The 13,601-nt window shown below is 71.1% G+C and carries 11 protein-coding genes and 1 pseudogene; 9 read left to right on the forward strand and 3 right to left on the reverse strand.

Going from position 1 to position 13,601, the window contains the following annotated elements:
- Positions 1 to 545: 545 nt before the first annotated feature.
- The 5 genes from yajC to ABD908_RS23960 all read left to right on the forward strand — a co-directional run bounded on the left by yajC (position 546) and on the right by ABD908_RS23960 (position 7,356).
- On the forward strand, positions 546 to 923 hold the full coding sequence (yajC, locus tag ABD908_RS23940; RefSeq protein WP_345000768.1) for a preprotein translocase subunit YajC: 378 nt from the start codon (positions 546 to 548) through the stop codon (positions 921 to 923).
- A 285-nt stretch (positions 924 to 1,208) separates the two neighbouring features.
- Positions 1,209 to 2,789 (forward strand): protein translocase subunit SecD, encoded by a 1,581-nt coding sequence (secD, locus tag ABD908_RS23945; protein WP_345000769.1) that lies wholly within the window; start codon positions 1,209 to 1,211, stop codon positions 2,787 to 2,789.
- 1 nt (position 2,790) lies between these two features.
- Positions 2,791 to 3,906 carry a protein translocase subunit SecF gene (gene secF, locus ABD908_RS23950; RefSeq protein WP_345000771.1) on the forward strand — a complete coding sequence of 372 codons (1,116 nt, stop codon included), beginning with the start codon at positions 2,791 to 2,793 and terminating at the stop codon, positions 3,904 to 3,906.
- 46 nt (positions 3,907 to 3,952) lie between these two features.
- Complete coding sequence (locus tag ABD908_RS23955; protein ID WP_345000773.1) at positions 3,953 to 4,618, forward strand: adenine phosphoribosyltransferase; 666 nt, start codon at positions 3,953 to 3,955, stop codon at positions 4,616 to 4,618.
- Positions 4,619 to 4,713: 95 nt separating this feature from the next.
- Positions 4,714 to 7,356, forward strand: a complete 2,643-nt coding sequence (locus ABD908_RS23960; protein ID WP_345000775.1) for a RelA/SpoT family protein — start codon at positions 4,714 to 4,716, stop codon at positions 7,354 to 7,356.
- Between the two features lie 163 nt (positions 7,357 to 7,519).
- On the opposite strand, the gene ABD908_RS23965 is transcribed toward ABD908_RS23960, so the two are convergent.
- Positions 7,520 to 8,527: a peptidylprolyl isomerase gene (locus ABD908_RS23965; RefSeq protein WP_345000777.1), complete on the reverse strand. Its 1,008-nt coding sequence runs from the start codon at positions 8,525 to 8,527 to the stop codon at positions 7,520 to 7,522.
- Positions 8,528 to 8,665: 138 nt separating this feature from the next.
- Here ABD908_RS23965 and ABD908_RS23970 point away from each other — a divergent pair, with 138 nt between their 5' ends.
- From ABD908_RS23970 to ABD908_RS23980, 3 genes are read left to right on the forward strand one after another with little or no spacing between them, the layout of a single operon-like run.
- On the forward strand, positions 8,666 to 9,370 hold the full coding sequence (locus ABD908_RS23970) for an MBL fold metallo-hydrolase (RefSeq protein ID WP_345000779.1): 705 nt from the start codon (positions 8,666 to 8,668) through the stop codon (positions 9,368 to 9,370).
- Positions 9,367 to 10,647, forward strand: coding sequence for a histidine--tRNA ligase (gene hisS, locus ABD908_RS23975; RefSeq protein WP_345000781.1), 1,281 nt, complete (start codon positions 9,367 to 9,369; stop codon positions 10,645 to 10,647). Before ABD908_RS23970 ends, hisS begins: the two co-directional genes overlap by 4 nt.
- 5 nt (positions 10,648 to 10,652) lie before the next feature.
- Entirely contained in the window at positions 10,653 to 11,453 is an 801-nt protein-coding gene (locus ABD908_RS23980) for a hypothetical protein (RefSeq protein ID WP_345000783.1), read from the forward strand.
- Positions 11,454 to 11,456: 3 nt separating this feature from the next.
- Here ABD908_RS23980 and ABD908_RS23985 read toward each other — a convergent pair whose 3' ends face one another.
- Positions 11,457 to 12,221 (reverse strand): SDR family NAD(P)-dependent oxidoreductase, encoded by a 765-nt coding sequence (locus tag ABD908_RS23985; RefSeq protein WP_345000785.1) that lies wholly within the window; start codon positions 12,219 to 12,221, stop codon positions 11,457 to 11,459.
- Positions 12,222 to 12,373: 152 nt separating this feature from the next.
- Between ABD908_RS23985 and ABD908_RS23990 the strand changes: the two genes are divergently transcribed.
- Positions 12,374 to 13,471 carry an Rv2578c family radical SAM protein gene (locus ABD908_RS23990; protein ID WP_345000787.1) on the forward strand — a complete coding sequence of 366 codons (1,098 nt, stop codon included), beginning with the start codon at positions 12,374 to 12,376 and terminating at the stop codon, positions 13,469 to 13,471.
- Here ABD908_RS23990 and ABD908_RS23995 read toward each other — a convergent pair.
- Positions 13,468 to 13,601, reverse strand: a pseudogene (locus tag ABD908_RS23995) (IS630 family transposase); the annotation flags it as partial. The gene ABD908_RS23990 and the pseudogene ABD908_RS23995 overlap by 4 nt on opposite strands.

Here is a 13,601-nt window from a genome sequence, read left to right on the forward strand (position 1 = left end):
CTAGTCCCAACTCCTTGGCTCACAGAACGACATGGCTACGATCCGACTTGCGACGCGTCGGGTGCCGAGGAGGCGACGTACTGGCGCGACGCGCTGGCTGCTGCGGCTCCGGCTGGCGGCCCGATCCGGTTCCTGGACGGCGCCGGGGATGATGGCGGCGCGGGTGATGGCGGCGTGGCCCCGGGCGCGTCCGTCAGCGGTGCGACGGTGCTGCTGCTGGCGGACGCCACGTCCACCGGGTGGCCGCTGACGGTGGCCGCCGCACACCTGCGGGACGCCGGCGCCTACGCGGTGCTGCCGATGCTCATCCACAAGCCGGCCTGACGGCTCATCCGCAGGCGGGCGTACCGCCTCGTTCCGGCGGCCCGCACCGGCGCCGGCCGGCGTAGGAAACGTGTCGCACCGGCCGCATGGACCGAGCCGCGGCGGTCGCTGGACCGGCGCGGCCGCGCGATGTGGAACACTGGGTGGTCGAGTGCTGCCCCGATCGGGTAGCCGCCTACCCGCGGGCCCGCCCGCGGGCCACCACGAGGAGTCTGGTTCTTATGGGTGCCCTACTACTGCCGATCATGCTGGTCGTCCTGATCGGTTTCATGGTCTTCAGCTTCCGCAAGCAGAAGCGGCAGGTGAACGAGACGTCTGCCATGCAGGATTCACTGAAGCCCGGCGACGTCGTCCTGACCAGCTCGGGGATGCACGGCACCATCGTCGGCGTCGGTGACGACACCCTGCAGCTCGAGATCGCCCCCGGCGTCGTGACCACCTGGGTGCGCCGCGCGGTGCTGAAGGTCGTCGAGCCCGAGATCGAGGAGCTGGGCTCCGAGGGTTTCGGCGCCCCGTCGATCGAGTCGATCGACGACGAGAACAGCCGCGTGGACTTCACCAAGAACGACGACGAGCCCCGCGACCGCGACGAGCGGTAACCCGTCCGTGGTGTGCGCGGCGTGATCCCCGCGCGTACCCGGTCGAGCGTGCCCGGTGGCACCGCGCACGACGCAGGCGTCGCGCGACCCTGCGCGGTGCGCCCGGACCGCGTCGCCGACTCTCCCGGCCGGCCGCCACGACCACCGCGCGAGCGCTCCGGCCGATTCCGCGGGCTGTCCCGCGCCCAAGCCTCCACCGTCCCCCGCACGGACCTCGGGTCCCCACGCACGGACCTCGGTCCGGACTAACGGGACCAACGTCCCCACGCAAGGAGTCTCACACTCGTGGCAAGAACCTCGTCGAGTATCGACGTGCGCCCGTCGCGGCTGCTGATCGCGTTCGCGGTGATCTTCGTCGCCGTGTACGCGCTGGTGTTCTTCACCGGCGACAGGAAGCCGCAGCCCAAGTTGGGCATCGACCTGCAGGGCGGCACGTCCGTGACCCTGCAGGCCGTCACGCCCGACGGCAAGGCGCCTGATCAGACGTCGCTGAAGAAGGCCCAGGAGATCATCAACAAGCGCGTCAACGGGCTTGGCGTCTCCGGGTCGACGGTGCAGATCAACGGTTCGAACCTGGTCATCACGGTGCCCGGACAGAACGGTGACCAGGCGCGCTCGCTCGGGCAGACCGCACGCCTGTACATCCGGCCGGTCACCGCGTCACAGGCCGCTGCGCCCGCGAAGCCGGGCACGTCGCCCGCGGCGCTGCCGGACATGACCGACCCGGCCACGGCCAAGCGGGTCATCGACGCCGCGAAGGCCACTCGGCAGAGCACCGACCCCGCCACGCAGAAGAAGGCGATGGCCGCCCTCGACTGCACGGTCGCCGACCCCCTTGCGGGCAACGACGATCCCAAGCTGCCGCTGGTCGCGTGCAGCCAGGACCACACCACCGTGTACACACTCGGCCCGTCGATCATCGACGGCCAGCAGATCACGGGCGCGGGATCCGGCTTCGACCAGAGCGGCGGCCAGTACACGGTCAACGTCACGTTCGACAAGGCGGCCTCGGACTTCTGGGCGAACTACACGGGCCAGCACATCGGCCAGCAGGCCGCGTTCGTGCTCGACTCGCAGGTCGTCTCGGCGCCCACCATCCAGAGCGCGATCGCCGGTGGCACGACCCAGATCACCGGGCAGTTCACCGCCTCCACCGCCAATGACCTCGCCAACGTCCTCAAGTACGGGTCGCTGCCGCTGTCGTTCAAGCCCGGCACCGCCCAGACCCTCAGTGCGACCCTGGGCTTCGCCTCCCTCAAGGCGGGCCTGCTCGCGGCCCTCGTCGGCCTGATCCTGGTGCTGGTGTACGCGCTGGTCTACTACCGTGCGCTCGGCGGGCTCATCGCGCTGTCGCTGGTGCTCTCGGGTCTGCTCGTGTACGGCCTGCTGGTGTTGCTCGGCCGCTGGATCGGCTACTCGCTGGACCTGGCGGGTATCGCCGGCCTCATCATCGGAATCGGCATGACCGCCGACTCGTTCGTCGTGTACTTCGAGCGGATAAAGGACGAGATCCGGGACGGACGCACGTTCCGCTCGGCGGTGCCGCGCGGCTGGGCCCGCGCCCGCCGGACCATCTGGACCGGTAACGCGGTGTCGTTCCTCGCCGCTGCCGTGCTGTACATCCTCGCGGCGGGCGATGTCCGAGGCTTCGCCTTCACGCTGGGCCTCACCACGATCCTCGACATCGTGATCGTCTTCCTGGTGACCCACCCGCTCGTGCACTACGCGTCCCGGACGTCGTTCTTCTCGCGGCCGTCGATGAACGGCCTCGGCGCGATCCAGCAGGTCGCCAAGGAACGTCGCGCGACGGCGACGGTCGGCGCCGCGCGGCCCGGCTCCTCCAGCACCGAGACCGAGGAGGTCTGACGTGACTCTCACCGCAGCCCCGCAGCACGGCTTCCTGTCCCGGCTCTACACCGGCACGGGCGCGTTCGCCATCGTCGGTCGGCGCCGCCTGTGGTTCGGGATCACGGGGGTGATCGTCGCCGTCGCGATCATCGGCATCATCGTCCGCGGGTTCACCCTGAGCATCGACTTCCGGGGCGGCACGCAGGTGTCGTTCCCCGTGTCGGGCCAGGTCGACACGTCGCAGGTCACGGACGTGTTCACCAAGGCGGTCGGCCACGCGCCGGAGACCGTTCAGACGGCAGGTTCCGGCTCTACGGAGACCTACCAGATCGCCGCGGCCCAGCTCGACAACGCGCAGATCTCCGCGGCTCGCTCGGCACTGTTCGACGCGTTCCATCCGCGTGACCGCGGTGGCGCCGCGTCGGAATCGTCGATCAGCTTCTCGGATGTGAGCTCGACGTGGGGCGCGCAGATCACCCACAAGGCGCTCGTCGCCCTGATCGTCTTCCTCGTGATCGTGACCGCGTACATCGCGCTTCGGTTCCGCGAGTGGGCGATGGCTCTCGCGGCGCTGGCGTCGCTGTTCTTCGACGTGGTTGTCACCGCCGGCGTGTACGCCTGGGTGGGCTTCGAGGTGAGCCCCGCCACCGTCATCGGCCTGCTCACCATCCTCGGCTTCTCGCTGTACGACACGGTGGTCGTGTTCGACAAGGTCGAGGAGAACGTCCGCGGTGTGCTGCACACCACCCGGCGCACGTACGCCGAGCAGGCCAACCTCGCCGTCAACCAGACGCTGATGCGGTCGATCAACACCACCGTGATCTCGGTGTTGCCGGTGCTGTCGCTGATGGTGATCGCCGCGTGGATGTTGGGCGTCGGCACCCTCAACGACCTGGGCCTGGTCCAGCTCGTGGGCGTCATCGTGGGCACCTACTCGTCGATCTTCTTCGCGACGCCGCTGCTGGTCGCGCTCAAGGAGCAGACCCCCGAGATACGCCGACACACCGCCAAGGTGCTGGCCCGCCGCGCGCGGGTCGACGCCGGCGAGCCGGCCGACGCGGTGCCGCTCGTCGCCGAGGTGACCGGTCCCGCGCCCAGGCCGAGCACCAAGCGTGCCCGCCGGGCGCGACGGTGACGGGGCAAGGCGGGCGCAGACCGCGGGCGCAGGGGATACTGGCCGCATGACCGACACCCCCGTCGCCGGCGCGTTCGATGCCCGCGCCCACGCGGTCGCGGCCATCGAGGCGCACACCCGCCACGTCCCCGACTTCCCGGAGCCGGGGGTCCTGTTCGCCGATCTCACCCCCGTGTTCGCCGACGGTGCCGGGCTGGCGGCGGTCATCGAGGGGTTAGCCGCGGCGGGCCGCGCGAACGGTCCTGCGGCGGGCCGCGCAGACGGTCCTGCGGCGGGCCGCGCGAACGGTTCTGCGGCGGGCCGCGCACGCGATCCGATCCCAGCGGTCGACGTCGTCGCCGGCATCGACGCGCGGGGCTTCCTACTCGGCTCGGGCGTGGCGCTGAACCTGGGAGTCGGGATGCTGGCGGTCCGCAAGGGCGGCAAGCTGCCGCCGCCGGTGCTGCGGCAGGAGTACGACCTCGAGTACGGCTCGGCCGCGTTGGAGATCCCCGCCGAGGGGATCGATCTGCGGGGCAGGCGCGTGTTGGTGGTCGACGATGTGCTCGCGACCGGCGGCACCGTCGCTGCGGCGGTCGCCCTGCTGCGCCGCGCGGGCGCCGTGGTGACGACGGTGTCGGTGGTCGTCGAGCTCGCGGGCCTGGGCGCACGGGCGCGATTGGCCGAACTACCCGGTGGGGCCGTCGAGGTCGCGGCGTTGTCAGTAGGCTAGAGGTTCACCGTCCGTTCGCGCTGGCGGTGGATATCAGCCTATTTTCTTAGGCCGGCGGCCCCACGAAGGTCGGCCGGCCAGCGAGGGGGCAGCCGATGGCCGCAGCGGACCAGGCTTCCGTCGCCGGGGCCGAACCCGAGGCCCGCGACGGGATCGTGCAGGACAGCGCGCCGGAACCGGCCGCGCCGGTGCAACCGGCTCGGCGTCCGGCCGCGGATGGCGCGGTGGCCGAGAACGGCGGAGCGCCGGTGCCAGAGAACGGCGGTGCTCTCGTCGCCGGGAACGGCGGTGCTCTCGTGGCCGGGAACGGTAGTGCTCTCGTCGCCGGGAACGGCGGTGCGTTCGCGGCGGGAAACGGCGGTGCCCCCACGACCGCTCACGTCGCGGTGGCGGCGCCGGTGCAGGCCCCGGCACCGTCGGAGCCGCCCACCGACGAGTCGCCGACCGAGCCGTTCCCCGCGCCGGAGCCGGCACCGTCGTCCACCTCGCGGCGCGTGCGTGCGCGGCTCGCCCGCCGCATGACCGGCGCTCGCAACCACGTCAAGCCCGTGCTCGAGCCCCTTGTGGCGCTGCACCGCGAGCTGTACCCCAAGGCGGACGTCGCGCTGATCGAGCGCGCGTACGACGTGGCCGACGCGCGCCATGCGACGCAGTACCGCAAGTCGGGTGACCCGTACATCACGCACCCGCTGGCCGTCGCGACGATCCTCGCCGAGCTCGGTATGGACACCACGACGCTGGTCGCGGCGCTGTTGCACGACACCGTCGAGGACACCGGCTACAGCCTGCAGGAGCTGACCAACGACTTCGGGCCCGAGGTCGCCCACCTGGTGGACGGCGTGACCAAGCTCGACAAGGTCGCGCTGGGTAATGCCGCCGAGGCCGAGACGATCCGCAAGATGATCATCGCGATGGCCCGCGACCCGCGGGTGCTGGTGATCAAGGTGGCCGACCGGCTGCACAACATGCGCACGATGCGTTTCCTGCCGCCGGAGAAGCAGGCCCGCAAGGCCCGCGAGACGCTCGAGGTGATCGCGCCGCTCGCGCACCGCCTCGGGATGGCGACCGTCAAGTGGGAGCTCGAGGACCTCTCGTTCGCGATCCTGCACCCCAAGAAGTACGAGGAGATCGTGCGGCTGGTCGCCGACCGCGCGCCGTCCCGGGACACCTACCTCGCCAATGTGCGCGCCGAGATCAACGCTGCGCTGTCGGCGTCGCGGATCGTCGCCGACGTGCAGGGCCGGCCCAAGCACTACTGGTCGATCTATCAGAAGATGATCGTCAAGGGCCGCGACTTCGACGACATCCATGACCTGGTGGGCGTCCGGATCCTGTGTGACGAGGTCCGGGACTGTTACGCCGCCGTCGGCGTGGTGCACTCGCTGTGGCAGCCGATGGCCGGCCGGTTCAAGGACTACATCGCGCAGCCGCGATACGGGGTGTACCAGTCGCTGCACACCACGGTGATCGGCCCCGAGGGCAAGCCGCTCGAGATCCAGATCCGCACCCGCGAGATGCACCGGACGGCCGAGTTCGGCATCGCCGCGCACTGGCGGTACAAGGAGACCAAGGGCCGCAACGGCAAGGGCGGCGGCACGGACAGCACCGAGATCGACGACATGGCGTGGATGCGCCAGCTGCTGGACTGGCAGCGGGAGGCTGCGGATCCGGGGGAGTTCCTCGAGTCGCTGCGCTACGACCTCGCGGTCAAGGAGATCTTCGTGTTCACGCCCAAGGGCGACGTGATCACGCTGCCCGCGGGGTCGACGCCCGTCGACTTCGCCTACGCGGTGCACACCGAGGTCGGACACCGATGCATCGGCGCCCGGGTCAACGGCCGGCTGGTCGCGCTCGAGCGGAAGCTGGAGAACGGCGAGGTCGTGGAGGTGTTCACGTCCAAGGCCGAGAACTCCGGGCCGTCACGCGACTGGCAGTCGTTCGTGGTCTCCCCACGTGCCAAGGCCAAGATCCGGCAGTGGTTCGCCAAGGAGCGCCGCGAGGAGGCCCTGGAGGCCGGCCGCGACGCGATCGCCAAGGAGGTCCGCCGCACCGGCCTGCCGCTGCAGCGGCTCACCAACGCCGAGTCCATGGCCACCATCTCCAAGGAACTGCGCTACGCCGATGTCTCGGCCCTGTACACCGCGGTCGGCGAGCATCAGGTGTCGGCGCATACCGTGGTGCAGAAGATGGTCGACCAGCTCGGCGGCATCGACGACGCGGCCGAGGAACTCGCCGAGCGTGCGACACCGTCGACCCTGCGCGCCGGCGGCACACACGCCGCGAGCGACGTGGGTGTGCTCGTCACGGACCAGCCGGGCGTCCTCGCGAAGCTCGCGAAGTGCTGCACCCCGGTGCCGGGCGACGAGATCGTCGGGTTCGTGACCCGCGGTGGTGGCGTCAGCGTGCACCGCGGCGACTGCACCAACGTCATCGAGTTGCGTAAGCAGTCCGAGCGGTTCCTGGACGTGTCGTGGGCGCCGTCACCGTCATCGGTGTTCCTGGTGGCCATCCAGGTGGAGGCACTCGACCGGCACCGCCTGCTGTCGGACGTCACCAAGGTGCTCGCGGACGAGAAGGTCAACATCCTGAGCGCGTCGGTGTCCACGTCTCGCGACCGGGTCGCGATCTCCCGGTTCACGTTCGAGATGGGCGACCCCAAGCACCTGGGGCACGTGCTCAACGTCGTGCGCAATGTGGAGGGCGTCTACGACGTGTACCGGGTGACCAGCGCGCAGTAGTGCTCTGCTCGTCCCCACGAAAGGCCCCGTCGCTCACCGAATGGCCGCTTCCCCACGGGCGCCCGTGGGGAAGCGGGCCTACGGTGGGGCCGAGGGCACGCCGTAGGGAGTTCGGTCGTGCCTGCGGTCGCCGAGGTCGGTTGCCGACCCCGGCGACAGCAGGTCAGCTCAGCGTGGCCTTGGTGATCGTCACGGTCTCTCCGGGCACGCCGTCCGTGACGGCCGCACCCTTGGCGGGTGCGGGCTTGTACGGCGACGGCTTGATCCCCTTCGCGGCGATCGCCTGGAGCACCTTGAGCCCGGCCGGCGAGACCGTGCCGACGGTGGCGTAGCTCGCCGGCAGCTCGGTGTCGGCGTACACCATGAAGAACTGGCTGGCGCCGGAGTTGGGCTGCCCGGTGTTGGCGATGGCGATCGTCCCGGCGGGGTAGATCACCGTCGGGCCGGCCATCGACGCCTGGGCGTTCGGGGCAGCCTTGAGCTGGGTCGGGATCTCGTCCGGCGAGGTCCACGAGGGGCCGCCGAGGCCGGAGTTCGATCGGTCACCGCACTGCAGCACGGAGAGCTTGCTGCCGGCCTTCGGGTCGGCGGCGGTCTCGCGGAAGCACTGGGTGCCGTCGTAGTACTTGCCGTTGATCAGCTGGGTGACGGTGGCGACGTTGCACGGCGCCCACGACCGGTCGAGCGTGAAGTCCACGGTCCCGGCGGTCGTGTCGAACGAGCCGTCGACGGTGCCGGTGTTCGGCACGTCCGTGCCGTTCGGCTTGGCGACGGTCTTGTTGAAGTCGGCCATCTTCTGCAGCGCCGGCTGCGCATCGGTCAGCTGCTTGATCTGCAGCTCCATGGCGGGCTTCTGGTCCGCGGGCAGCTTCGCGAGCTGGGCGGTGCCCTGCGTGATCGCCTTCGCGACCTGCTGCACCTGGTTCGGCTGGTCAGCGAACGTGCAGTTGGTGTGGGTCGACGCGAACCGGTGCTCGGCAGCGACGCGTAGCGGCCCGCGCGGGCCCTGCGGCAGCCACAGATAACACCCCGCGGCGACCAGCACCACGACCACGACGGCACCCGCCGAGATCCCGATCACCTTGCGCTTGCGGGCCTCCGCGGCGCGCTGCTCGTTCTGCCTCGCGAGTTTCTCGCGGGCGGCGGCACGGCGCTCCTCGTTGCTCGGCACTGTGTGACGACCTCCTACGTCAGGACTGGCACCCGGGACGCCGTCTAGGCGCGCCCGGTCGCCAAGTGTGCCAGCTCAACCTGAAGACCTCCTGCACCGGGTCGAGGCGCGTCGCGGGTGAGGTGGGATAATGGGCTGATGCTCATCACCGGATTTCCCGCGGGGGCGTTCCAGACCAACTGCTACGTGCTCGCCGACGGCCCCGGCAGCGACGCCGTCGTGGTCGACCCCGGCCAGGAGGCGATCGCCCCGCTCGAGCAGCTGTTGGCCGAGCACCGGCTCAACCCGGTCGCGATCCTGCTGACCCACGGCCACCTCGACCACACCTGGACGGCCCAGCCGCTCGCCGACGAGTACGGCATCCCCGTGTATATCCACGCCGCCGACCGGCCCATGCTCGCCGACCCGTCCATCGGCATCGGTGCGGGCCTGGCCGCGATGCTCGGCGACGAGACGTTCACCGAACCCGGCAAGGTCGTCGAGTTCGGCGACCGCGAGCCGGTGACGCTGGCCGGGATCACTTTCGGCGTGGACCTCGCGCCGGGGCACACGCAGGGTTCCGTCGTGCTGACCACGCACGTGCCGGGGCCCGACGGTGACGTCACCGTCGCCCTCGCCGGGGACGTGCTGTTCCAGGGCTCCATCGGGCGCACCGACCTGCCCGGCGGCGACCACCAGCAGCTGCTCACCTCGATCGCGGAGCGGCTGCTGCCGCTGCCCGACGACACCGTGGTCCTGCCGGGCCACGGGCCCACCACCACGATCGGGCAGGAGCGGGCGACCAACCCGTTCCTGCAGGGCCTGGCGCCCGGTTCACACACGACGGAGCGAGGTAGCAAGTGAGCGGCGGCACCTTCCAGGCGCCCAAGGGTGTTCCCGACTACATCCCGGTGCCGCCCGGTGAGCGCGGCAGCTCGGCGGACTTCCTGGCCGTGCGCTCGGCATTGCTCGCGGCGACGGCGGAGGCCGGGTACGGCTACATCGAACTGCCGATCTTCGAGGACACGGCGCTGTTCGCACGGGGTGTCGGCGAGTCGACCGATGTGGTGTCGAAGGAGATGTACACCTTCGCCGACCGCGGCGATCGGTCGGTGACACTGCGGCCGGAGGGCACCGCCGGCGTGGTGCGCGCGGTGCTGCAGCACGGACTCGACCGCGGTCGGCTGCCGGTGAAGGTCGCGTACGCGGGCCCGTTCTTCCGGTACGAGCGTCCCCAGGACGGCCGCTACCGCCAGCTGCAGCAGGTGGGCGTCGAGGCGATCGGCGTGGACGACCCGGCACTCGACGCGGAGGTGATCGCGGTGGCCGACCGGGGCTACCGCTCCCTTGGGCTGGACGGCTTCCGGCTCGAGCTGACGTCGCTGGGCGACGCCACGTGTCGGCCGCAGTACCGGGAGCTGCTGCAGGACTTCCTGCTGCGCCTCGAGCTCGACGACGAGACTCGGCGGCGCGCCGAGATCAACCCGCTGCGGGTGCTCGACGACAAGCGGCCGCACATGAAGGAGATGACGGCGGACGCGCCGCTCATGCTCGACCATCTGTCGCCGGAGGCGAAGACGCACTTCGAGAAGGTGCTCGGCTACCTCGACGCGCTCGGCGTGCCGTACACCATCAACCCGCGCATGGTGCGTGGCCTGGACTACTACACCAAGACCTGCTTCGAGTTCGTCCACGACGGGCTCGGCGCGCAGTCCGGGATCGGCGGCGGCGGCCGGTACGACGGCCTCGTGGAGCAGCTCGGCGGGCGGGACGGGCTGTCGGGCATCGGCTTCGGGCTCGGCGTGGACCGCACGCTGCTCGCGCTGGCGGCCGAGGGGAAGACGGCACCGTCGGCGCCCCGCGTGGTGGCCTTCGGCGTCCCGCTGGGCGACGCCGCACGGGACGCGCTGGTACCGCTGCTCGGTCGGCTGCGCGCCGCCGGCGTGCCGAGCGATATGGCGTACGGCGGCCGCGGCATGAAGGGCGCCATGAAGGCGGCCGACCGGTCGGGCGCCGAATATGCACTCGTGCTGGGGGATTCCGAGCTCGAGGCGGGCACCGTGACGGTGAAGGACCTCGCCTCCGGGCAGCAGCGCAGCGTGCCGCTGGACGCGGTGGTGGACGAGCTCGCGGGCGGCTGACCTCGGTGGCGCGCGGGTTCTTCGACGACGGTGACGACGGTGACGGGGCCGACGGCGGCGTCGGCCGGGACGACCGTGGCCGGGACGACCGTGGCCGGGGCGACCACGGCTGGGACGACGGGATGTGGTCGCGCAGCCCCGTCGAGCCGGGCGCCCGCGACCCGCGCGAGCTGAGCGCGGAGGACGCCGTCGATATCGACCTGATCCCGCCGAAGCTGCTGCTGCCCAAGGTGACCCGTGCGCTGCTCCTCGGGCTCGGCATCACCGCCGTGGTCGCCGTCGCGGTGGCGCTGCTCGCGAGTCCGGGCGCCGCGCTCGCGGTGTTCCTGGTCGGTGCCGCCCCGGGCGTGGTCGGCTACCTGGGACTGCGGCGTCGCCGCCTACGGATCGACCACCGGGTGGTGTCCCGGCGGGTGTGGACCACCCGACGGGTCAACGTGATCGCCGCCGATGCGGTCGAGCTGGTGGCACGCACGTCCCGGATCTCCGAGGTGGCGCTGCGGATCCGGCAGGGCGCCACCATCGTCCGGGTGCCGCTGGCGGTCTACGGCGACGAGTCGACGGGCCCGCGGGGCCGCGAGCTCACGATGCTCGGGGAACGGCGGCTCGCGGAGGCCCTGGCGGGCAACGCTCTACGCGATGCGCTCGCGGTCTCGCGGGTCCTGACCGAGCAGATGCGTGCCCAGTCGGAGGGCGCGCCGCTGCCGCTGCGGCCCCTGTACCGGGCGGTCGTGTTGGCGCGTGAGCTGCCCGGCCGATCGGAACTGGTGCTGACGCGCGAGGAGATCGCCGGGATCGCCGACTGATCCTCAGCGCGTGAGGTAGCCGCCGTCCACGGGCAGGTAGGCGCCGTTGACGAACGTCGTCGCCGGACCGGACAGCAGTGCGACCAGATCGCCGACCTCCTCGGGTTCGCCCATCCGGCCGATCGGGTGCAGCTCGTCGAGATGGGCGCGCGCGGCGGGGTCGATGCCGTTCTCGAGCCCGGTCCTGATGAACGCGGGTCCCACGGCGATGGCGCGGATGCCCGCGGCCGCGTATTCGAGCGCGATCTGCTTGGTGATGCCCACCACGCCGTGCTTGGCCGCGGTGTACGGCGTGAGGCCCGGGAACGCGACCTGCCCGAGCGTGCTGGCGATGTTGATGATCACGCCACCACCCGCGGCGGCCATCGCGCGGATCTCCGCCCGGGCGCAGAAGAACACCCCGTCCAGATCCACGGCGGTCACGCGCCGCCACTGCTCGTCGGTGACCTCGGCGAGCGGCGTCGTGGGCGGCGCCACCCCGGCGTTGTTGCAGGCGATGTCGAGGCGTCCGTGCCGCGCCACGACCGCCGCGACCAGCGCGTCGCAGTCCGCGGAGGACGAGACGTTGGCGTGCACGTAATCGGCGGCACCGCCGGCGGCCTCGATCTGCGCGACGGTCCGCCCGCCCGCGGCGTCGTCGATGTCGGCCACCGTCACCGTCGCGCCCTGGCGGGCGTAGGCCAGCGCCACCGCCCGGCCGATACCCGCGCCCGCGCCGGTCACCATCGCCGTCTTCCCGCGCAGCGGCGCGGCCGGATCTGTCGTCATGGCGTCGATCGTCGCGCGCGCCGTGGCCTCCGCGCGCCGGGGTGGTGCGGATGTTCGCGCGTTCACCAGAGGAGCGCGCCGCCGGACAACCCGCGATAGAACATCTCGCCTCAGAGCTTGACACTGGTCGAACATGAGTGTTCGATTACGGTGTGCGATGGGAAGGCCAGACGGTGACCGCGGTGGAGGCCCGCTCGGGGACGGCGGCGCTGCCCGGGATGGGGGCCCTGCTCGGGATGGTCGACGGGGCCCGTAAGGTCACCACCCCGGATTTCGAGGGGGTCACCTTCCACGAAGTGCTGTGCAAGAGCGCGCTCAACCCGGTGCCCGAGGCCGCAGCGCTTCCGTTCCACTGGACCATCAACCCGTACCGCGGGTGCACCCACGCGTGCACGTACTGCTTCGCCCGGGCCACCCACGAGTACCTGGACTTCGACGCGGGGGTCGACTTCGACTCCCAGATCGTGGTCAAGACCAACGTCGCCGCGGTCCTGCGGCGGGAACTGCGGCGCGCGTCGTGGAAGGGCGAGACGGTCGCGCTGGGCACCAACACCGATCCGTACCAGCGCGCCGAGGGGCGCTACCGCCTGATGCCGGGGATCATCGGTGCGCTCGCCAACGCGCGTACGCCGATGTCCATTCTCACCAAAGGCACTCTGTTGCAACGAGACCTGCCGCTGTTGGCGACGGCGGCCACCACCGTGCCGGTGAGCATCTCGGTGTCGCTGGCGCTGCTCGACCCGGAACTGCACGCGACCCTCGAACCGGGCGCCCCCAAGCCGGCGGCGCGGCTGAGCCTGATCCGCGCGGTGGCCGAGGCCGGCTTCGACTGCCATGTGATGGCCGCCCCGATCATCCCCTACCTCACCGACGACGCGGCATCCCTCCGTCGGCTGTTCACCGCCGTCGCGGAGGCCGGGGCGAGCGGGGTCACGGCGTTCCCCCTCAACCTCACCGGGCGGTACCGCGGGTGGTTCCTGGCCTGGCTCACGAAGAACCACCCGGCGCTGATCCGGCGGTACCGCACGCTGTACGGCTCTTCGGGCCGCGTGTCGCCGGAGTACCGCACGCACCTGCGCGCACGCACGGAGCCGCTGCTCGCGGAGCTCGGGCTCGGCGGCGAGCCACTCGATGGGGCGGGCCCGTACTCCGTCGCGCCGGAGCGGCGCACACGCCGGCGGCGCGACGGCGTGGTCGGCGCCAACGCCGTCGCGCCGCAGGTGCAGGACCTGCAGGAGGCGTTGTTCTAGTGATCTGCGCCGTTAATTCGTTTCAGGTATCTGGCGATGGAGGCGAGAATGTCTTCGGCGGTCTTGGTCCAGATGAAGGGTTTCGGGTTGTCGTTCCACGCGCTGACCCAGCCGCGGAGGTCGTTCTCGA

The sequence above is a fragment of the Tsukamurella soli genome (assembly GCF_039541155.1).
Taxonomy (GTDB): domain Bacteria; phylum Actinomycetota; class Actinomycetes; order Mycobacteriales; family Mycobacteriaceae; genus Tsukamurella; species Tsukamurella soli.